19 protein-coding genes and 1 tRNA gene are annotated in these 23,596 nt (G+C 42.2%); 3 read left to right on the top strand and 17 right to left on the bottom strand.

Annotated features, from left to right (window positions below):
- Positions 1-8 precede the first annotated feature (8 nt).
- Positions 9-542: a hypothetical protein gene (locus NRIC_RS16560; protein WP_146623829.1), complete on the bottom strand. Its 534-nt coding sequence runs from the start codon at positions 540-542 to the stop codon at positions 9-11.
- Positions 543-695: 153 nt separating this feature from the next.
- On the opposite strand from NRIC_RS16560, the gene NRIC_RS16555 reads away from it, so the two are divergent.
- Together NRIC_RS16555 and NRIC_RS16550 are read left to right on the top strand one after the other, a co-directional pair.
- On the top strand, positions 696-1,652 hold the full coding sequence (locus NRIC_RS16555; RefSeq protein ID WP_146623828.1) for a Gfo/Idh/MocA family protein: 957 nt from the start codon (positions 696-698) through the stop codon (positions 1,650-1,652).
- Positions 1,653-1,732: 80 nt separating this feature from the next.
- Positions 1,733-2,326: an FUSC family protein gene (locus NRIC_RS16550; protein ID WP_146623827.1), complete on the top strand. Its 594-nt coding sequence runs from the start codon at positions 1,733-1,735 to the stop codon at positions 2,324-2,326.
- 7 nt (positions 2,327-2,333) lie between these two features.
- Here NRIC_RS16550 and NRIC_RS16545 read toward each other — a convergent pair whose 3' ends face one another.
- From NRIC_RS16545 to glgB, 13 genes are all read right to left on the bottom strand, one after another.
- Positions 2,334-5,663, bottom strand: coding sequence for an FtsX-like permease family protein (locus tag NRIC_RS16545; RefSeq protein WP_146623826.1), 3,330 nt, complete (start codon positions 5,661-5,663; stop codon positions 2,334-2,336).
- A 12-nt stretch (positions 5,664-5,675) separates the two neighbouring features.
- A complete protein-coding gene (locus NRIC_RS16540) occupies positions 5,676-6,377 on the bottom strand; it encodes an ABC transporter ATP-binding protein (RefSeq protein ID WP_146623825.1) in 702 nt (233 codons plus the stop codon).
- Between the two features lie 160 nt (positions 6,378-6,537).
- Positions 6,538-7,686, bottom strand: a complete 1,149-nt coding sequence (gene nagA / locus NRIC_RS16535; RefSeq protein ID WP_146623824.1) for an N-acetylglucosamine-6-phosphate deacetylase — start codon at positions 7,684-7,686, stop codon at positions 6,538-6,540.
- Between the two features lie 55 nt (positions 7,687-7,741).
- The gene (locus tag NRIC_RS16530; protein WP_146623823.1) at positions 7,742-8,590 is read right to left on the bottom strand and encodes a helix-turn-helix domain-containing protein; all 849 of its coding nucleotides are present in this window, start codon (positions 8,588-8,590) and stop codon (positions 7,742-7,744) included.
- A gap of 180 nt (positions 8,591-8,770) precedes the next feature.
- A tRNA-Leu gene (locus NRIC_RS19140) sits at positions 8,771-8,853 on the bottom strand.
- Positions 8,854-8,898: 45 nt separating this feature from the next.
- Positions 8,899-9,087: a protein YkzS gene (gene ykzS, locus NRIC_RS16525; RefSeq protein WP_146623822.1), complete on the bottom strand. Its 189-nt coding sequence runs from the start codon at positions 9,085-9,087 to the stop codon at positions 8,899-8,901.
- 50 nt (positions 9,088-9,137) lie between these two features.
- Positions 9,138-9,770 (bottom strand): hypothetical protein, encoded by a 633-nt coding sequence (locus NRIC_RS16520; protein ID WP_146623821.1) that lies wholly within the window; start codon positions 9,768-9,770, stop codon positions 9,138-9,140.
- A gap of 72 nt (positions 9,771-9,842) precedes the next feature.
- Positions 9,843-11,669, bottom strand: coding sequence for a glycoside hydrolase family 13 protein (locus tag NRIC_RS16515; RefSeq protein WP_146623820.1), 1,827 nt, complete (start codon positions 11,667-11,669; stop codon positions 9,843-9,845).
- Complete coding sequence (locus NRIC_RS16510; protein ID WP_146623819.1) at positions 11,650-14,082, bottom strand: glycogen/starch/alpha-glucan phosphorylase; 2,433 nt, start codon at positions 14,080-14,082, stop codon at positions 11,650-11,652. The genes NRIC_RS16515 and NRIC_RS16510 overlap by 20 nt, the downstream gene beginning before the upstream one ends.
- A gap of 67 nt (positions 14,083-14,149) precedes the next feature.
- The gene (glgA, locus tag NRIC_RS16505) at positions 14,150-15,580 is read right to left on the bottom strand and encodes a glycogen synthase GlgA (protein ID WP_146623818.1); all 1,431 of its coding nucleotides are present in this window, start codon (positions 15,578-15,580) and stop codon (positions 14,150-14,152) included.
- Positions 15,581-15,583: 3 nt separating this feature from the next.
- Positions 15,584-16,732, bottom strand: coding sequence for a glucose-1-phosphate adenylyltransferase subunit GlgD (gene glgD / locus NRIC_RS16500; protein WP_146623817.1), 1,149 nt, complete (start codon positions 16,730-16,732; stop codon positions 15,584-15,586).
- Positions 16,719-17,864: a glucose-1-phosphate adenylyltransferase gene (locus NRIC_RS16495; protein WP_146623816.1), complete on the bottom strand. Its 1,146-nt coding sequence runs from the start codon at positions 17,862-17,864 to the stop codon at positions 16,719-16,721. The genes glgD and NRIC_RS16495 overlap by 14 nt, the downstream gene beginning before the upstream one ends.
- Positions 17,865-17,915: 51 nt before the next feature.
- Entirely contained in the window at positions 17,916-19,826 is a 1,911-nt protein-coding gene (glgB, locus tag NRIC_RS16490) for a 1,4-alpha-glucan branching protein GlgB (protein WP_265416120.1), read from the bottom strand.
- A 372-nt stretch (positions 19,827-20,198) separates the two neighbouring features.
- Between glgB and NRIC_RS16485 the strand changes: the two genes are divergently transcribed.
- The gene (locus tag NRIC_RS16485; protein WP_146623814.1) at positions 20,199-20,741 is read left to right on the top strand and encodes a DUF2179 domain-containing protein; all 543 of its coding nucleotides are present in this window, start codon (positions 20,199-20,201) and stop codon (positions 20,739-20,741) included.
- 43 nt (positions 20,742-20,784) lie between these two features.
- Here the strand turns inward: NRIC_RS16485 and NRIC_RS16480 are convergent, their stop codons facing one another.
- The 3 genes from NRIC_RS16480 to NRIC_RS16470 form a co-directional block, all read right to left on the bottom strand.
- Entirely contained in the window at positions 20,785-21,639 is an 855-nt protein-coding gene (locus NRIC_RS16480; RefSeq protein ID WP_146623813.1) for an alpha/beta hydrolase, read from the bottom strand.
- 2 nt (positions 21,640-21,641) lie between these two features.
- A complete protein-coding gene (locus NRIC_RS16475) occupies positions 21,642-22,457 on the bottom strand; it encodes a DUF1803 domain-containing protein (RefSeq protein WP_146623812.1) in 816 nt (271 codons plus the stop codon).
- Between the two features lie 82 nt (positions 22,458-22,539).
- Complete coding sequence (locus NRIC_RS16470; protein ID WP_146623811.1) at positions 22,540-23,469, bottom strand: manganese-dependent inorganic pyrophosphatase; 930 nt, start codon at positions 23,467-23,469, stop codon at positions 22,540-22,542.
- Between the last annotated feature and the right edge of the window lie 127 nt (positions 23,470-23,596).

Raw genomic sequence — 23,596 nt, 5'->3', positions numbered from 1 at the left:
TCCTTTCATTACTCCTCAAAAGAAGTATAGGTCTCTGTCAGGTTTTCACTGACCCAATCCAACAAAGCTGTTTGAGTTTGGGAACCTTCGATTTGCGTTTGAACATGGGCGGGAAGACGGAAGCTCAAAATATCATCATATCCCCATTGCGCGTAGTCCATCGTTACGCGAAGATCTAGATACTCATGATTTTCTTCATCATTTTTATTCTTGTAAGGAATCAGTTCAACTTTTCCCATGCCGCTTTCGATCCATTTCTGAGCAACGACTGTCTTCATCTCACGATATTCTGCAACTGCCGTTTGACGCTTTTCTGGAAATAAGAAGGCTTGACGAATCACCTTCTGACTCAACATCCATTCGTAATCACTAAACAGGTTTTTGATTTTTTGATTGAGCTCTGGTGAAAGATTGTTTGCTCCACTCTTCCACGCTTGCCAGTCAGCCAATTCAACACCTAAATAATTTGTACAAAATTCTTCCTCTGAATGGAATTGTTCTAAAATAGTATGAAGCAATAAATCCAAATAAATTTGATTCAAGAAAATCCCTCCTTTATTATTTTACTGATATTTTCTAAAAAATACAGTTTTTTGCAAATTGATTGAAATAATTTAATAATTCCTGCATACTCTATAGGTACTACTCTTACTTGCTGCTTGTCCATTTTACATGTATAGATCAGGAGGATCCTTATGAAACCACTCGAATGGGGCATTGTCGGACTCGGACAGATCGCCCATGAATTCGCTTCGCACTTCGATCAAACTTCTAGCACGTTGACAGCTTGTGCTTCTAGAACGAAAGAAAAAGCTGAAGATTTTGCAAAAGAGTATAAGCTGCCAAAAGCCTACGGCAGTTATGACGAAATGCTGGCTGATCCAGATATCTCTATTATCTATGTTGCTGTACCAAATCGTCAACATCTAGCACACATTTTAAAAGCATTAAACGCCGGAAAGCACGTCCTTTGTGAAAAAGCCATCACTATGAATACAGAAGAGCTGCAAAAAGCTGTATCGCTAGCCGACCAGAAGCAGCTAATCTTAGCTGAGGCAATGACCATTTTTAACATGCCTTTGTTTCATGAACTGCGTTCACTCGTAGACAGCGGACGATTAGGCAAGCTCAAAATGATTCAAGCCCCTTTCGGAAGCTGGAAAGAACCCGATCCGCATAATCGTTTTTTCAACCCCGATCTGGCAGGCGGTGCCTTGCTTGATATTGGAACCTACGCCGTTTCTTTTGCTCGCTGGTTTATGTCAGAGCAGCCGAAAGTAACAGCTTCTACGATGGAGCCTTTTTCTACCGGAGTCGATGAGCAATCTGTCACGATCTTGCAAAACGACAACGGAGAACTTGCAGCAGTCAGCCTGACTTTTCGAGCAAAAATGCCCAAAAAGGGCATCGTCTCTTTTGAAAATGGGTATATAACCGTCGATAACTACCCGAGAGCAGATAAAGCTGAAGTCGTTTTTAATGATGGAACGACTGAATGGATCGAATCCGGTTCTTCTCTCGAAGCGATGAATTATGAAATTGAAAACATGGTTAAAATAATTCAAGACGAACTGCCGAATCGTTCCCTCTTTCTCACACAAGAGGTGATCGATCTATTGGATCAAATGCAACAGCATTGGCGTGGACACTGAGAAAACTCAGTGTCTTTTTTGTAGTTTTTTCCTTTTTTTTTCGTTACACTAGAAGTAAGAAAGAAAAAGGGGGAACCATCATGCATTTTGGACGCTTTCGTCTAGGCATGCGCACATTTAAAACCGCACTGGCGGTGATGATCTGTCTTCTTCTTTTTCATTTGCTGGATCGCGGCAGTCCTCTGATCGCTGCTTTGGCCGCCGTTTTCTCATTGCGGCAGGATTTAAATACGAGTCTCTCCTTTGGGCGCTCACGAATATTAGGCAATTCGATCGGTGGTTTTTTCGCACTTGCTTATATTTACATACGTGATTACGTTTACCACTCGTTTTCAATGGAACTGATCGTTCTCCCGCTGATGGTGATCTTAGTCATCGTCATATCCGATGGGATCGATAACAATTCCGGCATCATCTCGGCGATCGCGACGATGCTGTTGATCTCATTGAGTATCCCACAGGGGGAGTCCGCTATTTATGCCTTGAACCGTGTACTGGATACCTTTATTGGGACCCTTATTGCCATCATCTTAAACGGAGTCATTCGCCCTCCTGAGATCGAAAAAGAAAAAGCAATTGAAGAGGATCTTGACGAATTACGCAAAAAAGAAGCTGAATTGTCAAAAATGCTGACGGAAGTGCAGCAACAAATCAAGGATCAGTCAGACGACTGATCCTCTTTTACTCATTTGCTTTCAGAGCCTCGATCATGTCGATCCTTTTGAGTCGAAAATACATGACGATCCCCACGACGAGTGTAAAGAACATGGTAATCACCGCTGAATACAAATAACTGGCTAACTGGATATCCGGTGAAAACATAGTCATGTCCAACTCAACCGTCTTTAAAATATACTGGTGTTCAATTTTCCCCAAACCAAAGCCCAACAAAATCCCGATTAATGTCAAAAAGATATTTTCCCGATAAACATAAGCTGCGACTTCCTTGTCATAAAAACCTAGAACCTTGATCGTTGAAAGCTCGCGGATTCGCTCTGATACGTTGATATTCGTCAAATTATACAAAACAACGAATGCCAGCAAGCCCGCTGAAATAATCAAGACCCACATAATGATGTTCAAGCTTTTGATCGTGTCCTGCAATGCATTTCGTGAGTTGGAAATGAAATAAGTATTCACGATTTTTTGACTTTCCATTAGCTCTTTTGCAATCGCTTCTTCCTGTTTTTTCGATAAGTTCTTTTTGAAACGCAGCAGACTTGTGTTATATATCGGCGAATGATCAAACAATGATTCATAATAGTTTGGACTCATGTATAAGAAATGGCCCACATAGTTTTCAGCAATTGCAGCGATTTTAACCGTGTGTTTTTTTCCATCGTTTGTTTCGATCACAAACTCATCTTTAGGCTTCAGATCAAAAAGTTCAGCCAGCTTTTCATTAATGATCACTCCTTGATCACGTAATGGATAATGCTTGTCCGTTTCACGATCATTGAAAAGCATAAATCGTTGGACTCGCTGTTTGCTCTCAGGCACATTGATAGTGATCTCTTGCTGATTGACATCTTTTGATTTCGCAGTCACTTGAGTTGTGGCAACCAATAGATCCTGATCAAAATCCGGCAAAGCCGCTAGCTGCCGTTCATAAGCAGTGCGCTCCTGTTTGCTCAACTCTTGGTTGAACATGACAGTTGCTTGATACTTGAATAATTTATCAAACTGGATCGTGACGATGTCTCCGATCGAATCCCGCAGACCAAAGCCGGTGATGATCATCGACATACACCCAGCGATCCCAATGATTGTCATCAACATGCGCTGTTTATAGCGGAAAAGATTGCGCATCGTCACCTTTTGAGTAAACGACAGACGAAGCCAGATCGGCGTGATACGTTCTAGTAAAATGCGCTTTCCCTTCTTCGGAGACCTAGGCAGCATTAAGGAAGCTGCATTGGAACGCAAGTCGTATCGCAAAACAAATAGTGCAGAACCAACAGCGCAGATGAGTACAACCACTAAAGCGATCACTGATTCTTTGATATACCAAGGGGTTACCAGTTGACTGAGATTGTACAATTGTCCATAGGCATTAAAAATGATCGTCGGAAACAGATAGAATCCAACTGCAAGTCCGCACAATGCACCAATACTGCTGGCAAATCCGGCATACAGTACATATTTCAAGGCAATTTCCTGACTTTTATATCCTAATGCTTTAAATGTCCCCAGCTCAGAGCGTTTTTCTTCCACCATCCGTGTCATAGTTGTCAAAGTTACCAATGCGGCGATCAAAAAGAAAATCATCGGAAAAACCGTAGCTAAAGATGAAACTCGTTTGGCATTATCGCCGTACTCGGTATAGCCAGGGTTGCTGTTTCGATCTTGGAAGTGATACGTTAACGTACGAATCTGTTTCAACGCTTGTTCTTTTTTTGCCAGCTCAGTTGCTGCTTCTGACATTTTGCTGCTAAAAAGTTCCTCGTAGTCTGTTTTTCCTTGTTCGTATACCTCTTGGGCTTCAGTCAAATTCTCTTTAGCGGAATCAAGTTGGGCTTGCGCCTGTTTCTGACTCGCTTCAAAATCGGTCTTGGCCTTTTCCAACTGCTGATTTCCCTTTTCCATGTAACTTTCTAAAGAATCCACGTCACTCTTCAACTGCTCTAATTCACTTTCACTTGGCTTTTCTATTGCCAAGATCCGCTGATTTTCAGCCATTTTCTGCTTGATCTCTGTTTGTTTTGTTTGCTGTTCCTGAAGCACTTTGTTTCCTTCAGCGACTTCCTGTTTTACCAATTCCTGCGCTTTTGCATAGTCCTTCGTCTGGATCGCCGTCAGCAGTTCGGCAAACTTCTGATTATCCAAATCAGCAGTCAGCGAGGAAAGGTCCTCATCGTTTTGTGCCTCTAACAGTTGATTTAGTTTTTCTAAACGGTTTTGCTGCAGCTCCAGCTTAGGCAGAGAGTCAGTCAGTTGCTCCAGTTCGGATTCTAATTCTGGCTGCTCGGCTTCCGCGGCTTGCTGCTTTTCCTCCAGATTGTCTTTATCATCGAGTTCTTTCTTTTTGGCATCAAATTCCTTTTTGGTATCTGCTAACAGCGCCGTTCGTTCATCGATTTGTTCTTTTGCTGCAGTTTGCTTCTCCTCGAACTCATTTAGACTACTGTCATATTCTTTCTGTCCTAGATCCAAGCCCCTCTTGGCTTCCGCTAGCTGTTTTTCGCTTTCTTTGGCTTCTTGTTTGGCCTCATTCAGTTGCTCCTTGGCTTCATCGATTTGCCTTTGGACAGCTCGCTTAACAGCTATTGTGTGGTTTTCCGCCTCAGCATCTAAAACTTTTTTGGCGTGTTTCTGACGTTCTTCTGCCTCTTGGTCATACGCTCCGGTATATGCTGACAAGCTTTCTGGTCGCTGATAACGAATCAACATCTCCGAATATACCGCAGCTGTAAACGCCTTTGGAGAAATCAATGCAAAAAAGTCAACGGAACCTGTTCCAACAGTTGTATTCCCTCGTGTAAAATTCTCAATGTATTGAGGACTTTTAACAAAACCAACGACCTTAAAGGAGTTCTCCTTCAAGCCATCCTCTTTTTGGTCCAGAGAGATCTGATCACCGATCTGATACTTGTGCTGCTGCTTTGCCACTAAGTCTAAGGCAACCTCATTCTCTTTTTCCGGCAGGCGCCCCTTCTCTATAGAAACTCGATTCAACTGCTGTTGTGGATCGTAACTGTAAAATCGGATAACCTGATTGGATTCATTCAAAAAAACGTCGTGGGAATGGCGTCCTTCTGCTTGGGCAACATTTTCGATTGAGCGGGCCGTATCCAAAGCTTCTTCACTGATTCCCAGGTTGGAAACTACGCTGGTATCGGCTAGCTGTTTCTTCTCATAATAATTTGTCGCTGTTTTGATCATGTCTGGACCAGTAGCGCTTAATCCGACATAAAAAGCGACTCCCAGAAAGATAATGGCATAAATAGAAAGAAAACGAGCCTTGGATTGCCTAATCTCTCGCAGGCTGGTCTTCCACAACGGTTTATTCATTTTTTTGTCCTCCTACCATTGAATCTCTTCAATTGATTGAGGTCGCTTGTTGATTTCCTGACTGCGGACTTTGGCATCATTGATCCGAATCACACGATCAGCCATTGCGGCAATCGCGGAATTATGTGTGATGATCACAACCGTTGTTCCACGCTTGCGAGCAGTGTCCTGCAAGATCTTTAAAATTTGTTTTCCTGTTTCAAAGTCCAAGGCGCCCGTTGGTTCATCGCAAAGCAATAGCTTTGGTTGTTTCGCTAAGGCACGAGCGATCGTCACTCGTTGCTGCTCCCCGCCCGAAAGCTGTGCTGGAAAATTATTCATCCGTTCCTTCAACCCTACAGTAGTCAAAACTGTTTCAGGATCCAGCGCGTCTCCAACGATTTGTGAAGCCAGCTCCACATTTTCTTTAGCCGTCAAATTAGGAACTAAATTGTAAAATTGAAAGACGAAGCCCACATCATTGCGTCGATAAGTTGTCAGCAGCTTCTGATCAAAAGCTGCAATATCTACCCCATCAACTATGACCTGCCCGCTGTCGCAGCTGTCCATTCCACCCAAAATATTCAGCACAGTCGATTTACCAGCTCCGCTGGGTCCTAAGATAACAGCAATTTCTCCTTTTTCGATCGAGAAGTTGAGTTTGTCATTTGCATGGATCAGTGTTTCCCCCATCTTATATGTTTTGGTCTCATTGATAACCTCGATATAAGCCACTTTTTTCCCTCCTTATTTTCTCCAGTTTACCATATTCAAAAACTTCAAGTAGCGACTTCTTTTGATTTTTCTCGAGAACCGCAGGAATTGTTTTTAGAAAAATAGTCAGACCAAATAAAAAGAGGTTGTGACATCACTGTCACAGCCTCAACATTTTAAGTTAAGCTTGGTATCGTTGGACCCCATCAAGGTAGGTTGCTTCAAGATTCATGGCTGGGTCTAATACGATGAAGTCCGCTGCACGTCCTTCAACGATCATTCCGCATTGGTCTTCGATTTTACAGCTGACTGCGGGAACGTAAGTCGCCATCATCACCGCTTCTTCTGGTGTAGCGATTCCCCAGTCAACAACATTCTTTATGGCCTCTTTTAGTTTTAAAATACTTCCTGCTAGATTGCCAGTTTCCAGACGAGCTGTTCCGTCTTTCACAACTACTGGAAATTCCCCTAGATTGTAATTTCCGTCTGGCATTCCACCAGCCATCATACAATCCGTGATCAAAGCCACGTGATCATGCCCAACTTTGTCCATTAAGATTTCTGCAGCCTGCGGATGAACATGATGGCCATCGCAAATCAGCTCGGAGAATACATGCTGTAAGGACATCAAAGCCCCTACCATTCCAGGTTCCCGATGATTCAAGCCGCGCATTCCGTTGTAGGCATGAACGAAAACACTTGCACCAGCCTCTACAGCGGTTTGAGCCTCTTCCAATGTCGCATTTGAATGTCCCAAGGCAACTACGACACCTTCATCCGTCACTTCCTTGACGAATTCCTTGACGCCTTGACGTTCAGGTGCTAAAGCAATTTTTTTGATCAAACCGCCCGAAGCCTCTTGCCACTCATGGAAAGTATCCAGATCAGGATCCCCGAAGTAACTTGGGTTTTGAGCCCCTTTATGTTCTTCAGTAAAGAAAGGACCTTCAAAGTAGATTCCTTGTATTTTTGCTCCTGGCGCCTCGTGATACATTTTGCCGATCGTTTCCGCTACATCTCTCAATCGATCTTTAGTAGACGTAAGTGTAGTAGGTAAAAAACTTGTGACGCCACAAGAGAGCAGCCCTTCAGACATGACCTTCAAGCCCTCTGCATCGTTGTCCATGACATCATGATTCATAAATCCGTGAATGTGCGTATCCACTAATCCTGGAGCGATCCATTTGCCTGTTTGATCGATCACTTCAGCTTCTTTATCAGGTAGAGATTCGGAGTATTCGCCAAACACACCATCTGTAATTTCTAAATAACCAGCACCTTTAGCACCAGAGGTAAAAAAGAACTTATCTGCATAAATAAATGTTTTCATTAGAAGCTCTCCTTCTTATTTGATACTTTAAAATTACTCCTGATTGAATCGATTGTCAAGAATGGTGTAGACCATTCAAATTAAATTGTTGGATTTTTTTACTCGCTTCTAATAGTTCCTGAAATTTCGCCACTTTTTCTATTTTCCCCTGCTGCTGCAACAAGAAAATCTTTAATGCAAGCATTTCTGAAAACTTATAATAGCTTTGCTGATGCTGATTCCATCTCAACCCTAGATCTAGAATGTGTTCGGCACGTTCATACTGTTGTTCCTTCTTTAGAAAGGACGCATAGTTCAAAAAAACCTGGCTCAATTCGATTTTTTCGGAATACCCGGACATCATGGTCCGAAACAAATCGACGCCCTGACAATAAAAGCGCTCAGCTTCATTTCTATTATGCAAAACCTCATTCATTTTTGCTGCAAAGCCCAGCAGTAACAATTTATTATCGAAATAGCCATGATATTTTTTTGAAATACTTAATTCCAGTCCTTTGCGCAGCAGCTTCAACGCCGACTCAGGATCGCACTCTAAGTAGTAGCAGCATACTGCCCGGAAAAAATAAAACTGCTGACGATCCTTATCCAAGAAAACAAACTCCTGCTCATCGAGATATTCCAAGGTCTCGTCGATTTCCGAGTACCTTTCCGCTCTCAACAATTGATACATTTTGTGAAAATATTTCCGCAGCAGCAACTCTTCTGGTAAAAAATCCACCATCAATTGATCTATGGTGATTCCAAGTCGTTGACAGAGCTGTTGCATCACGATAATATTCGGTATTTCTTCATCATTTTCAATTCGGCTTAAAACACTTTGGGAACAAATATCTTGTGACAAATCCTTTTGTGTCATCCGGTGTTCTTTTCTAAACTCTTTCAGTACACGGCCAATTGATTCCATTGATTCACCCCTAAATATGCGAATTCACATTACCTTCATTTTAAAGCATGGTATAAAGGAGAGCAACTTGCAAAACAAAAAAGTCAATGATTTAAGACAAACCCAATTTATTAGTTCTTACTACAAAAAAAAGCGAGTGAACAAACAGCGTATGCTGCTTCACTCGCTTTGTTGATTCGATGCAGAAGATGGGATTTGAACCCACACGGGATTGCTCCCACAAGACCCTCAATCTTGCATGTCTGCCGTTCCATCACTTCTGCAAAACCTTTTTTATCATAGCGAGAAAAAAGGAAAAAGTCAACCGACTAAACCATATTTGTATCGTAGACATAAACGATCACGCCATCATGTCCTGCGATTCCTCTAAAACATTTTCGGTCTTCTTGTTTCAACCAAACCTCGCGAAATAAGAAGAAATCGTCGCGGGTCACTGTAAATTCTGAAATGTCCCCGTTTCTCAACTGCTGGATTTTTTCTTCATATGGATTGTTCATCTTGTTCACCTCAAACGAATAGGACGATACACCGTATCATCCTATTATGATTAGTCATGGAAATATTTGCTGTTTTCTAGTACATTCGTATCATCGTTCATAATGCCTTGCAAGGATCGGTCCAAGCGCTGATTCGAAGGTTTTTGGCGCTGTTCAGATCGTTTTTGGATCGTGGGCTGCTGATAATGGTCTCGTTCAGAGCCGAAACGAAGATAGCTGCTCCGATTTTTTTTCATGCTTTGATAAAGCTCGTTCATTGAAATTCGATCATCTGACTCATCAGGGATCAAAGATTCTGGTACATACGTTGGTGAGAACGGTGTTGCATTGCGATCATGGCGTTTAATAGTCATTTGAGAGCTTTCAACTTTTGGCTTTTTTTCTTCAAATAAAGAACGAGTGGTTTTCTGCTCACTTGTCCTTGGTCCATAATCAGGCAGCGTATTCTTTTGACGCTCCAGAGCCGATCTGGTTCCTTCATCTGTTTGAACGCGTCGCAGCTTTTTATCATGCTTAACCGTGGCTCTTTCCAGCATATCTCTGGCATCAGGTCGATAATCTGTAATCAAGTCGTCATGTCCATCAAAAAGCACACGTCGGTTGTTCGTATTCAATTTCACACCAGTTTCATCATCATAAGCTGGAAAACGTCCGTTTTTTCCTTGAAAAGGTCGCTTGTTCATAAAAAACATCCTTTTATCCGATTTGTTCTTAGTTTAGCATAAAAAAGCGCAACATGCAGAAGATTTATTCGATCAGTATTCCTCCAAACTTCTGCTGCTAGTCAAAAAGAGGTCCTGTTTTTCTCCGATCGACTGATTTTTCAGAAGTTCTGCTAATCCTCTCCGCACTTCCTTTGAAAGCGTCGGGCCAGTGAAGGTATCGAAATTGATTGACTGTGTTGTTTCAGAACGATTCATTACATATACGACTTGTTCGTTTTCATCACAGCGAAGAAGTCCAAATAGCTGCTGCTCCTCTGAGTAAAAAGGGTAACAATTTCCTGCTCTCATGGCAGAGGAATGCTTTCTGCGTTCAATCCAAGTCTGACAATCTGTAAATAACTCTGAATCGATCGAATTCCAAGGGAAAAACCTGCGATTTTCCGGGTCCTTGCCACCAGTCAGTCCCGCTTCATCCCCGTAGTAGATGCAAGGAATCCCTGGCATCATGAAAAGAAAGCCCCAGGCCTGATTTACAGCCGATTTCGATCCATCGAAAACACTTAAGATCCGCTCGGTATCATGAGTCCCAATATTATTCAATTGATTGTAATAAAATTCTCGCGGATAATTTTCCTGATATTGAACGATTTCGCGACTGATTGTCTCAAAAGAACGTTGATTTTTCAACAGGTCGATCACTTGATTACGCAATGGATAGTTCATAACCCCATTCAGCGAATCGCCAAATACATATCTTCGCCTTTTTTCATAAGCAATCTTGTTTGAGGCGTCTTCCCAGACTTCCCCGATCAACAATTTATCCGAATATTGATTTAGACAAGCTCGGATCCCTTCGATAAAGGGGTCCGGCAGCTCATCGGCAACATCCAATCGCCAGCCATCAACACCCAGATCAGTCCATTTTTTTAGCACACTGTTTTCTTCACCATAGATAAACTCCTGGAAACAAGGCTCTTCTTTGTTGATCTCAGGCAAGTCTGCTACACCCCACCAGGATTTGTACTGACTTGGATAGTCAGTAAAAGTAAACCAAGGAAAATAGGGACTTTCCGGGTCACGTGCTGCCCCAGTTTTCTCGCCGTAGATCCCTGCTTGATTAAAATAGCGGCTGTTTCTGCCGACGTGAGAAAAAACCCCATCCAAGATCACCGAGATCCCCGATTCATGCAAGGCATCGACCATTTTCTTAAACTCTTCTTCCGTACCTAAAATCGGATCGATTTTAAAATAATCATTCGTATCGTAGCGATGATTGCTGCAGGCTTCAAAAATCGGATTTAAATAGAGTGCTGTTATTCCCAGTTCTTTGAGATAAGGGATCTTTTGAGTGATACCTGCTAAATTTCCCCCAAAAAAGTCCCAGCGGACAACGTTGTTTTCTTTGTCTCGAATGTACATTGGGTCATCCGTTTCTCTGCCATAAATGAATGAATTTTCCTTAGGTGCATTGATCAGACGATCCGGGTTCCCATTGAAGAAACGATCTGGAAAAATTTGATAGACCACACCATTACGATACCAATCCAACACCGGCTCCGATTGGTCAAAACAAGTCAGTTGATAAAGAGGGGTTTGATCTTCCGACTGGCAACAAACGCCTTCTCCCCCTTGATCAGCACCGTAAAAAATCGGTGCTTGGCCTGGACAGTCGACTTGGAAATAATAGAAGTATAGGCCGCTGCCCTGTTCTGGTTTCCATTGGCAATGATAGCGCTCCTTTGTAAGTCTCCTCATTGGCAAAATCTCTTTGTGAGGAACAGCCTCTTTTTGCATAATTAGAGAGACTTCTGCTGCCTCCGAAACATGGATCCAAAAATCAATCAACGCCCCAACCTGAATGGCACCGAAAGGTTGTTTGAACCTTTCGGACCAGGAATTATAATGGATAACAATCATGTTGAGCAGCTCCTCCAAGCTGTGAAGAAGGATTTGGACGGATCTGCCAAATGTCTTCCGCATAGCGTTCTACTGTGTTGTCGGCAGAAAAAATACCGGCATTGGCAATATTAATCAAACTGATTTGGTTCCAGCGTCGACTATCCTGATAAAGCTGATTGATTATTTCTTGTGCTCTACAGTAATCCGCAAAATCCCTCAGTACGAAAAATTCGTCATGGTATTGGATCAAGGAATCAAAAATTTGTTTGCCTTCATTAACAATATTAGGAATCGTGCCGTCAATAAACGCATTTAAAATCCGTTGGATCACCGGATCGTTATGATACCACTCGAGCGAACGATAATTTTGTTCTTGGTAATAACGATAGACCTCTTTTTCGGTAAGACCGAAAGTGACGATATTTTCTTCTCCTACCGCTTCGCGAATCTCGATATTTGCCCCATCAAGTGTAGCTATGGTGAGCGCACCATTCAGCATCAATTTCATATTGGAAGTGCCAGAAGCCTCTTTTGTGGCTAGCGAAATTTGCTCGCTAACTTCAGCCGCGGGAATAATTTTTTCGGCCAAACTGACATTGTAGTTTTCCAAAAAGACAACCTTTATTTTGTCTTGAATATCCGGATCGTGATTGATTAAATTGGCAGTTTCATTGATAGCTTTAATAATCGCCTTTGCGTAGTGATAGCTTGGAGCTGCTTTGGCACCGAAAATAAAAACTCTCGGATGAATATCTCGTTTTGGATCGTTTTTTAGTTCAAAGTACAGCTTCAAAATGTGCATCAGATTCATCAATTGCCGTTTATAAGCATGCAATCGTTTGATCTGGACATCAAAGATTGCTTCCGGCGAAACTTCGATTCCTTTATGCTCTTTGATATAAGCTGCCAGCCGCTTTTTATTTTCCAATTTGGCTGCAGCCAGCTGCTCCAGCACTTCGTCATCCTCCGTGAAATTCATCAGCAAATGCAGATCCGTGGGTGTTCGATGCCATGAATCACCAATGGTTTGATTTAAAACCTTCGTCATTGCTGGATTGGCCAGCTGGGACCAGCGTCGTTGTGCGATTCCGTTTGTTTTATTGTTGAAACGTGACGGATACAAGACATAGAAGTCGTTCAATATCACATTCTTTAGCAGGTCAGAGTGGATCTTCGCTACTCCATTGGTAGAATGCGAACCTAAAATCGCTAAATGGGCCATATGAATCTGACCGTCCTGAATGATGCGCGTTCGCTGGATCAGTCCTTGATTATGGAAGGTCGACATTTCTTCAACAAAGCGACGATCGATCTCCTCAATGATCTGATAAATACGCGGACAAACATCTTGCATCATTTCGATAGACCATTTTTCCAATGCTTCTGCCATGATCGTATGGTTGGTATAGCTCATGACTTGCAATGTCAATCGCCACGCTTTTTCCCATTTAAGATTTTCCTGATCGACCAATAAACGCATGAACTCAGCGATACACATCGCAGGATGAGTATCATTGATGTGGATCGCAATATAACGGCTGATCTGTTCCAATGGAAGATGCAGATTTTTGTAATAACGAAGAATACTTTGTACCCCCGCTGACACGAAAAAATACTCTTGTGAAAGCCGCAATTTTCTCCCAGCTTCATTGGAATCATCTGGATAGAGAACCGATGTCAATTCTTCCACCATTCGTCGGTCCTCAATGCTTCGGTAATGTTCTTCCTCCTCTGCTGGAATTGCAACATCCCATAAACGCATCGTGTTCACAGTGCCGTTTTTATAGCCTACCATGCCGGTATCATACGGGACAGCGCGCACAGTATAACCGCCATGATACACCGGCTTTAATCTACCGTGGTGTTCTTCCAGATGCACACTGCCTCCAAAATGAACATCCACCGCTTTGCTGTCTTTGCGAACCTCCCAAATGTTCCCCTTTGGCAGCCATTCATCAGGTAATTCTACCTGATGGCCGTCAACAAAACGTTGCTTGAACAGTCCATAGCGATAGCGAATGCCATTTCCGTTGCCCGGCAGCGACTGAGAAGCAATAGAGTCCATGAAGCAAGAAGCCAGTCGGCCCAATCCACCATTGCCTAGGGCCATGTCGGGTTCGATCTCGATTAAGTCATCCAACTTAATACCTAATTCACTCAAGGCTTCTTCCACGATCTCCAACCAGCCCATATTCAATAGGTTGCTTTTGAGCATTTTTCCAGGCAGGAATTCTATCGAAAAATAATAAACTTGTTTCTGTTTTGTATCTCGATAGTCCTGCCAGCTTTTGCTCCATTGTTTTGTGTAGGTCGTTGAAACGATTGATCCTAGGGTCTGATACAATTCGATCGGTGTCGCATCCGACACCTCCATTGCATAAAGCTCAGCCAATCGCTCAATAAACGTTTGTTTAAATTCAATCTTATCCAAGTAACTCTCTCCCCTTTTCTTTGGCAAAAAATCAGAATCCAAAATAGCTTCTGGATTCTGATTGTTTTTATACGATTTGACGATACAACTCAAGATATTGCTGACTGGATTGCTCCCATGAAAAATCCTGCTGCATCGCACGCTCCATTAGCGCTTGCCAAATCTTTGGCTGATTTTGATAAACTTCAATCGCTTGCTTGATCGCATTCATCAAATGGAAGGATTGGAAATCAACAAAGCCAAAGCCGGTTCCTGCGTGTGTAAGCGGATTGTATGGGGTCACGGTATCTCTCAACCCGCCGATTTCATGAACGATCGGCAAGGTACCGTAACGCATAGCAATCATTTGCGATAGACCACATGGCTCAAAAGCAGACGGCATTAGGAATAGATCAGCGGATCCATAAATTTTCTGTGCGAATAACAAGTCAAAGGTCAAATGAATGCTGGCCTTCGCACTATATCTTTCTCCAAAAGAACGGAATTCTGCCTCAAAACGAGGATCCCCGGTCCCTAACAGAACCAATTGGACATCGAACTGCATCAGATTTTCCATTTCCTCTAATAGTAAATGAAAGCCCTTTTGATAGGTCAATCGACTGACGATACCGATCATCGGCACATCTTTACGGACGGGCAAACCCAGTTCCTTTTGAAAACGCAATTTATTCTCTACCTTGTCGTCCAAATGCTTCACGTCGTAATTTTTGAAAAGCGCTGGGTCCTTTGCCGGGTCGAATAATTCATCATCAATGCCGTTGACGATTCCAGAAAGCTTGCCGCTTTCCATCCTTAAAATCACATCTAGTCCCGCACCAAACTCGGCAGTACGAATCTCTTCTGCGTAAGAAGGACTGACTGTTGTGATCCGATCGGCATACAAAATGCCAGCCTTCATAAAGTTGACACAGTTATTGAAACGAACAGTTCCATCTTCGTATCGCTCGGTCCCCATCCCAAAAAGATCGACCAAAACTTCTGAAGCATATTGTCCTTGGAATTCAATATTGTGAATCGTAAAGACCGTACGAATAGCAGAAAATGCATTGATCCAATTGTATTTTTCCTTTAATAAGAAAGGAACCATCGCGGTATGGTAATCGTTGACGTGTATCAAATTAGGAATATAATCGATTTTTTCCAGCATCTCGATCAATGCCATCTGGAAGAACGCAAACCGCTCTCCGTCATCGTAGTACCCATACAACTCTGGTCGATCAAAGTAATACAGATTATCGATGAAATAATACTCGATCCCTTGATGCTTCAAATACTTGATGCCGCAATACTGCTTACGCCATCCCACATAAACATCAAAATGGAATAAGTCTTTGATCTGGTCCTTGTACTGTGCAGCCATTTTAGGAAAATACGGCAATACGACTCGAACCTCGACTCCGTTTTTCTTGAGAGACTTAGGCAGCGCACCCGCAACGTCGCCCAATCCTCCTGTTTTAAAAAAGGGCGCGCACTCTGCTGCTGCAAATAATACCTTCATCGCTTACTCTCCTCCGAATATGTCTTCCTTGATTTTCTGGCCTTTTTTGATCACAATTGGCTTTTCTGGCGTTCCAGTTACTTTGACCCCGGCCTCGATCTCGACGTTTTTATCAAGTATAGCATATTTGACGATCGCGCCTTTTTTGATGACTGCATTGGCCATCACGACAGAATCATGAATCTCTGCTTGCTTTTCTACGTGAGCATTGCGGGAAAAGAGCGAATTCCGCACAACACCCTCGACGATACAGCCGGTCGCAAATTGACTGTTTCTTACGTCTGAATCTCCCGAATAATAGGTTGCGACCTCATTTTTTAGTTTAGTGAAAATTTTACGATCCGCGTACAGCAACGAACTGAATTTCTTTGGTTCCAGCATGGACATGTTGGCCTCGTAATAGGACTTGATATCAAATACGTTGCTCAAAAAGCCGGTATATTCATATGCTGTCGTTGGGTACAGCTCCATACACAATGCCAAGAATTCCTGCATGGAAGCAGGGCCGCCTTTTTTCTGCCCTTCTTCCAAGGCATAGATTAACCATTTCGTATTCATGATGAATATATTCATACATAAGTTCTTCAATTCGGTATCTGATTGCTCATCATAGAAGCGGTTCTGCTCTTCCACCTGTCCATTCTCATTGATGGTCAGAATCAAATCTTGATAAGCGATCTGATCCTTCGGCATTTTTTTGTAGACCACTGTCAGCTTGCTGTCATTGCTTTGATGGCTTTTTAACACGCCTCGCAGATCAATATTGCAGATCATTTTATTGCCAATAAAAACGGTATATTCAGATTTTGATTTTTTTAAATAATCGATAGCTGCTTCATAATAATTTTCGCCGTCTGCCCGCTTTTGCAGCACATCTTGATAAAAATGAATGAAGAAGCGACTTTCGATACTATCCAAATGCCATTCTCTTCCACCGCCGATGTGGTCAAACACCGATTTTGTTCTGCCTTGGTTGAAGACCATATAAACAGATTTGATATTTGCATTTACCACATTGGACAATGCAAAATCCAATAAACGATACTTGCAATCAAACGGCAAGGTCGCCAAAGGTCGTTTTTCCGTTAAAGGAAGTAATTCACGCGATTCATGAGCATTTCCTAAAATCGCACACATTTTATTCGTTCTCATCAACAGACACCCCTATCACTTCTGAATAGCCGACTACGGCAATCTCTTCTTCACCGATGACTTCTGCATCATCCCCGATAATCGCATTCTCTCCAACGATCGCTCTTGAAATTGTCACGTTTTTGCCAATCACTGCTCCTGGCATAATCACACTATCGCTGATCGTCGCCCCCTCCTTGACCTGGACATCACAAGACAGGATGCTGTGGGAGATTTTTCCAGCCACGTAACAACCATCTACGATCAGTGAATCCTTTACTTCTGCTTCTGTTGCAATAAAATGCGGTGGTGAAACCGTATTTTTTGCCGATACTCGCCAATTTTTGTCTCGAATGTTCAGGCTGTGGTTCGGATCAATGTATTCCATATTGGCTTCCCATAAAGAATCGATCGTTCCAACATCCTTCCAGTAGCCGTTGAAACGGTAAGCAAAGACATTTTCACCACTGTCTAAATAGGCTGGAATCACATGTTTTCCAAAATCCAGCATTTGGCCGTCCTTTTGATAACTATTCAACAACATTCCTCGCAGTCGGTCCCAATTGAAAATGTAGATTCCCATCGAAGCCAAATTACTCTTTGGTTCCTCTGGTTTTTCCTCAAACTCAATGATTCGGTCATTCTCGTCAGTGTTCATGATCCCAAAACGTGACGCTTCTTCCATCGGTACTTCAATCACCGCGACTGTCAGAGAAGCATTGTTTTGTTTATGATCTTCCAACATTGCCTCATAGTCCATTTTATAAATATGGTCACCTGATAAAACCAGCACATACTGCGGATCCATCTGATCAATATAGTCAATGTTTTGATAGATGGCGTGCGCGGTCCCTTCAAACCACTTGCTACCCTCATTGCTGGAATAGGGTTGTAAAATTGTCACTCCAGAATCGAAGCCATCGAAGCCCCAGCTTGCCCCATTTCCAATGTGGCTGTTTAAAGCCAATGGTTGATACTGGGTAACAACTCCCACCTTGTTAATCCCAGAGTTGATGCAATTGCTTAGTGTAAAATCGATGATTCGGTATCTTCCGCCAAAGGGTACCGCCGGTTTGGCAATATTTTGTGTCAGCTTTCCTAAGCGAGACCCTTTTCCCCCTGCTAAGATCATTGCTAATATTTCTGTTTTCATTTATTTGATGAAGGTATTCATCCTTCATCAACCCCCCCTTCAAAAATATCGTTAGTTTCTTTTTCGTAAGTTGATTTTTTCTGGTTTCAAAATGATGGCCCCCAATGCAGGCACTGTAGTTTTGATCAGCTGTCCATAGTTGTTAAAAGCAATTGGCAAACTGGTGCATTCTGGATTATGCTCTGTCCAGGTCCCCCCATGCTCCAGCATTTCCGTATTCCAGACTTCTTTATAAGTTCCTGGATATGGAACACCTACATGAAAATCTCTTCGTTCAACTGGTGCCATGTTCAACACGACGATCAGAAAATCCTTCTTTTTCTTTCCTTTACGAATAAAACTCAAGACAGTCTCTGATGTATTGTCAGCATCAATGATCTCGATCGTGTCATAAGAATCTTCTAATTCCCATAACGCCGGCTGCGCTTTGTAAAATTCATTCAATTTGGCTGTAAATTGCTGCATTTTGCTATTTAAGTCATCGTCTAGGTCAACCCATTCTAATCCCTCGTCAAATTTCCACTCCAAAAACTGTCCCCATTCACTGCCCATAAACAGTAACTTTTTCCCAGGATGGGTCATGAAGAACGTATACAGGTTTCTTAACTGAGCGAATTGTTTGTAACGGTCTCCCCACATTTTGTGCATCAAGCTCTTTTTACCGTGGACTACTTCATCATGAGACAGCGGCAGCAAATAATTTTCCTGCATCATGTACATAAATGAGAAAGTGACCAAATTGAAATGATCCTTGCGATAAATCGGATCCATTTCGTAAAACCGTAGAACATCATTCATCCAACCCATGTTCCATTTGTAATCAAAACCTAAAGCTCCAGTTTCAATCATACCGGTGATCTGAGTTTCTGAAGAGCTCTCTTCAGCGATCATCAACACATTCGGGTGTGCTAATTTGATACACGCATTTAATTTCTGTAAGAAATAGTAACCCTCAAAGTTGCGATTTCCTCCTTCGTGATTCGGTGTCCACGGTCCATCATCGTAATCCCGATAAAGCATACTTGAAACAGCATCAACTCTGATGCCATCAAGGTGGTACATCTCAATCCAAAACATAGCGCTGGAAATCAAGAAGCTTTGGACCTGCGGCTTGCCAAGATCAAAATTGATTGAACCCCAACGGCGATTATTCGCTCGATCTGGGTCGCTGTATTCAAATTGCGGCGTGCCATCGTAATAGGGGAGTGTGTCATCATTGATGCAAAAATGACCAGGAACCCAGTCCATCAACACGCCAATATTGTTTAGATGACAAGCTTCAACGAAAGCTTGAAAATCTTCTGGTGTCCCATAATAAGAACTCAAGGCAAAATACCCAATAGATTGATACCCCCAAGACCTTCCTAACGGATGTTCCGTCAAAGGCATAAATTCGACATGGGTATAGCCCATGTCAGCTAAATAAGGGACCAGCTCTTCTGTCAATTCTGAAAAATGATAAGGCGTTCCGTCCTCATGGTGTTTCCATGAGCTTGGATGAACTTCGTAGATGTTCATGGGACGGCGAAACTGGTTGGTTCGTTTCATACGTCCGCGCCAAAGTCCATCTTTCCATTTTTTTTCAGGAATCATGTACAATTCCGCCGCGTCTCCTGGACGCTGTTCAAACCGTATCGCAAAAGGATCGATTTTCATGATTTCCCTACCACTAGCTTGTCTTATCTTATATTTGTAAAGATCCCCTACCTTTGCCTCTGTCGTTTCGATCGTCCAAATCCCAGTGTGCGAATCCTTCTCCATCGGCAAAGTGTCTTTCCAATCATTAAAATCTCCTACCAAAAATACTGCTTGTGCATTTGGTGCCCATACACGAAAAACGAATCGCCCTTCCTCTAGCAGATGTGCGCCCAACAGGTGCTGCAAATGAAAATTCTCGCCAGTTAGAAAACTTTTCTCCATTTTTTTCACATTCTCTAACTGTTTTTTTATTCCTCTTTCTATTTTCAACTCCCCCTTTTCTTTATGAAATGAAAATTCATTTTAACTTTCATGAAATTAACGAAATATTAATTTTAGATTTCCTTTACATTTTTAGAATAACATATAAAAACATGTTTAGTCACCTAAAACATTGAATAAATGCAAAAAAATCATAAAAAAAATTCATGAGTATTATTATAATGCGTTGAGAAATCATTTTCTTAATAAAAGATAACATATGCTATTTTTCTCATAATATTTCTCGAAATAGATTTTTTCGATGAAATATCAATTCTAACAGACGTTATTTTACTTTGATAATTACTTTTTTCTATTTCTTCTATTTGCCTTTTTCGTAAAAAATCTATAGGCTGGGTGTGAGGAGGGATAGAATTGATTGATTTACGAATGCTCGCCATGATTTTCTTCATCAATTTTGCCTATGTTGCAATGAATACGATTCGCTTTATGTTGACGATGAAGGGATACCGTGTTCTGGCTCCGCTCTTAAGTATGGTGGAGATTACTGTTTACATTCTTGGATTGTCAATGGTCCTTGATCGCTTAGACAATCCAATCAACCTGTTTGTATATGCTTTAGGGTATGCGATCGGGATCAGTGTTGGCATAAAAATCGAAGATAAGCTGGCATTAGGCTATATCATGGTCAGCGTGATCCTGCCGACGAATACCGATCAAGAAATGAGTTTGCCTAAGATTTTGCGAGAGAACGGCTACGGTGTTACCCAATCCTATGCAGAAGGCTTAGAAGGCGAACGTATGGTACTGGAGATCCTCTCTCCTAGAAATGGCGAAAGAACATTGTATCGTCTAATCAAAGAAATCGAGTCAAGAGCGTTTATTATCTCCTATGAACCAAAATATATATCAGGCGGCTTTTGGACCAAGCGTATTCGCAAGCGCCAAAAAAAGTAGCCCTCCGTTGTTGAACTCTTCAACAGCCGAGTGGCTACTTTTTTCATTTCCATAAAAAATGGATCAACGCTTTTTTTAGTTGTTGGCTCCTTGTGATGCGCGAATGTCCGCCAGCACGGCCATTTACTAAGAGCTCTTGATACTTGTCTGTGTGCGATTCTAACAAAAAACGCAAAGAAAACGCACTGTGCGTCGAAACGGACCCATCGCTTTCCGTGCCGTCTTTTAAATCTCCAGCAACATTCAAAACCTCCAAGTGGGCAGGCAGTTTTTCCATTGCCTGATCAAAGTATTGGTAAATAGGTGTTTCACCACTTGGACCAGCTTCATGCAGCTCATAGGCAAAGATTTCCTCCGTATCCTCAGCAATTTCTAAATCATTAAAAGGCGCAGCGATCGTCACCAGTTTTTTGACCATCGGCTGATTTTTGCCAGCATCTTCCAACAGGTAACGCAGAGAGGACACTCCGCCCATTGAGTGTGAAACCAAATTGACCTGTCGAATCCCTTGATCATACAAATAACTCATCACACGATTGACCCATTGACTTTGTTGAATCTCATCAGGGACATCCTGGCTAAACAGAACCATGATCGTAGGATTTTCCTTTCGGTGATCCAGTGTGCCATCCACTTGAAGGTGCCCATCTGCTTCGACCGTGATCACCATTTCTTTTTTGGCCACCCCTTCATTTTCCAAACTTCTCAGCAACGGTCCAAAAGAAAAGGAGTTTCCTTGATACCCATGAATAAAGACGGTTGGCGTATTTTGATAAGCGATCCCGTCCTGTTTGACCAGTGGACTGGGTCTGACAAAACGAATTTGGCGGTAGTAGATTCCAAATGCTGCTATCGCTAAACAGAGCAAAAGACTGATCCCTATACCTATTTTTCTCATGACTATTCCTTCTTATTGATTAAATATGAAAAAGCTTTTTTTGAGACAAGCAGCTGTTGGACCACTTGGTGAACAGCAAAGTATCGTTCAGAAGCCTCCATTTTATCAAGCAGTTCTTCAATTGTTCGCTGCTTATCTGTCGAAATTTCCAGAGAATCAAAAACTGGTAGCAGAATAGCAGGCGGCTGGTCTTCCGTAATTGCTTGTGTCATCCACAAACTTTTTAGGAAGATGGAGTCTTTTTTTGGTGCTTGTCCTGCCTGAAGGCGTTCAAAAATCAGTTCTATCTGATTAAGGTAAAACCCTGGATCTACGTCACCGATCACATACTCCAATTCTTTAAAGCGCTCAGGACGCATTTCTTGTGAAAAATGAAAATAGTTTGGCAAAGTCACGCTTTGAATGTCTTGTGCATTGACTGTGACGAATCGACAATGATCATTTTCCAATACCGTTTGTTTCGCTAACGGAAAGGATAGAGCTATCGTTTGGCTTGGCAGTTCCTGCCAGAAAGCTTCAACAAACCAAACCAGCTCTTTTTTTGAAATGATTTTTAAAAGAGCATCTGTATTACCTGAAGACGGAAAGTCGCTTAGCACCGGTAGCCTCAGTTGATATCTGCGATCCTGCCGTTGCAAAACTCCTGTATCTACTAAAAGATCGATGTTTTTATCCAAATGTGGATAATCAGAAAAGTTTTGTCGAAGTTCTCTTAATATCACTGGTGTTTCTAATGCCTCAAAATAGTCCAGTAGGGCAAGAACAAGAGGTTCTTTCAGCGCTTTAATTAATTTTTTATCAGTAGTTATAATCTTCATGATGACCCCCAATCTAGTATAAGCCTAATCACTTAAAAAGCAAAAAAAAAGAGGACTTTCACGTATGAAAATCCTCAGAATATTACCCTTCAAAAGCAGCTGTCAATTGAGGAACGACTTGCTTTTTCCGTGAAACGACCCCTGGCAATGAAGCACGGTCATCTGTCAATTGGATATTGAAGGCGTCAATCACTTTTTCCCGTGGTTCGCCAGCAATCAGCAGCTCAGAATCAGAGTCCAAAATGTTGGTTACTAAAAGTAAGAAAAGGTCATAGCCTTTTTCTGCGTTTTCAGCGATCATGGCTGCCTTCAATGCCTCTTGTCGTGCAAATACTTCAGCGATGTCCACCGTGTTTACCTGAGCCACACGGACCGTTTTATCACCCATTGGGAAGCTTTTAGCATCCAAATCCAATAATTCTGCTTCTGTTTTATCAGCTAGATTCGTGCCAGCCTTCAGCATATCCAATCCATAAGCATCTAAATCTACTGCAGCAATTTCTGCTAATTCCTTACCTGCCGCCACATCCTCGTCAGTGCACGTTGGTGATTTAAATAGCAGCGTATCTGATACGATCGCAGAGAGCATGATGCCAGCAATATCTTTAGGAACAGCAACATTGTTTTCTTTATATAGCTTCAAAACGATCGTAGAGGTGCAGCCGACTGGTTCAGCACGATAGTACAATGGATCTGCCGTTTGGAAATTCGCCACACGGTGATGATCCACTACCCACAACACATTTAACTTTTCAATGTCAGAAACTGATTGCTGGAATTCATTGTGATCGACCAACATCACGTCGCTCGTTTCATCTGCGATCGTTTCTACCACTCGAGGTGCCGTTAATCCAAAATAATCCAACGCGTATTGTGTTTCTTCGCTAGGCTTGCCTAATGCAACAGCCTCTGCGTCTACTCCCAATTCCTTTTGCAGGTTCGCAAAAGCAATGGCAGCACCGATTGCATCTGTATCAGGATTTTGATGTCCGAAAACTAAAACTTTTGACATATCATTTTCACTCCTTTAATAAGTTCCTCTTTATCATATCAAAAAAAGAGAAAAGAGCAACTAGAAGCTGCCCCAGACTGTAGACAAAGTCCATTTTATGGATGCTGTCTACAGTTTTTTCTTTTAT

Source organism: Enterococcus florum (assembly GCF_004309355.1).
Taxonomy (GTDB): domain Bacteria; phylum Bacillota; class Bacilli; order Lactobacillales; family Enterococcaceae; genus Enterococcus_A; species Enterococcus_A florum.
The sequence above is the reverse complement of the archived record's forward strand: the minus strand, read 5'-3'. Positions and strand labels throughout refer to the sequence as shown.

What these genes read in the sequence shown, in the direction of transcription:
- NRIC_RS16555 (WP_146623828.1), top strand. Translation starts at nt 696, where the DNA reads ATGAAACCACTCGAATGGGGCATTGTCGGACTCGGACAGATCGCCCAT.
- NRIC_RS16550 (WP_146623827.1), top strand. Translation starts at nt 1,733, where the DNA reads ATGCATTTTGGACGCTTTCGTCTAGGCATGCGCACATTTAAAACCGCA.
- NRIC_RS16545 (WP_146623826.1), bottom strand. Translation starts at nt 5,663, where the DNA reads ATGAATAAACCGTTGTGGAAGACCAGCCTGCGAGAGATTAGGCAATCC.
- nagA (WP_146623824.1), bottom strand. Translation starts at nt 7,686, where the DNA reads ATGAAAACATTTATTTATGCAGATAAGTTCTTTTTTACCTCTGGTGCT.
- NRIC_RS16530 (WP_146623823.1), bottom strand. Translation starts at nt 8,590, where the DNA reads ATGGAATCAATTGGCCGTGTACTGAAAGAGTTTAGAAAAGAACACCGG.
- ykzS (WP_146623822.1), bottom strand. Translation starts at nt 9,087, where the DNA reads ATGAACAATCCATATGAAGAAAAAATCCAGCAGTTGAGAAACGGGGAC.
- NRIC_RS16520 (WP_146623821.1), bottom strand. Translation starts at nt 9,770, where the DNA reads ATGAACAAGCGACCTTTTCAAGGAAAAAACGGACGTTTTCCAGCTTAT.
- NRIC_RS16515 (WP_146623820.1), bottom strand. Translation starts at nt 11,669, where the DNA reads ATGATTGTTATCCATTATAATTCCTGGTCCGAAAGGTTCAAACAACCT.
- glgA (WP_146623818.1), bottom strand. Translation starts at nt 15,580, where the DNA reads ATGAAGGTATTATTTGCAGCAGCAGAGTGCGCGCCCTTTTTTAAAACA.
- glgD (WP_146623817.1), bottom strand. Translation starts at nt 16,732, where the DNA reads ATGAGAACGAATAAAATGTGTGCGATTTTAGGAAATGCTCATGAATCG.
- NRIC_RS16495 (WP_146623816.1), bottom strand. Translation starts at nt 17,864, where the DNA reads ATGAAAACAGAAATATTAGCAATGATCTTAGCAGGGGGAAAAGGGTCT.
- NRIC_RS16480 (WP_146623813.1), bottom strand. Translation starts at nt 21,639, where the DNA reads ATGAGAAAAATAGGTATAGGGATCAGTCTTTTGCTCTGTTTAGCGATA.
- NRIC_RS16475 (WP_146623812.1), bottom strand. Translation starts at nt 22,457, where the DNA reads ATGAAGATTATAACTACTGATAAAAAATTAATTAAAGCGCTGAAAGAA.
- NRIC_RS16470 (WP_146623811.1), bottom strand. Translation starts at nt 23,469, where the DNA reads ATGTCAAAAGTTTTAGTTTTCGGACATCAAAATCCTGATACAGATGCA.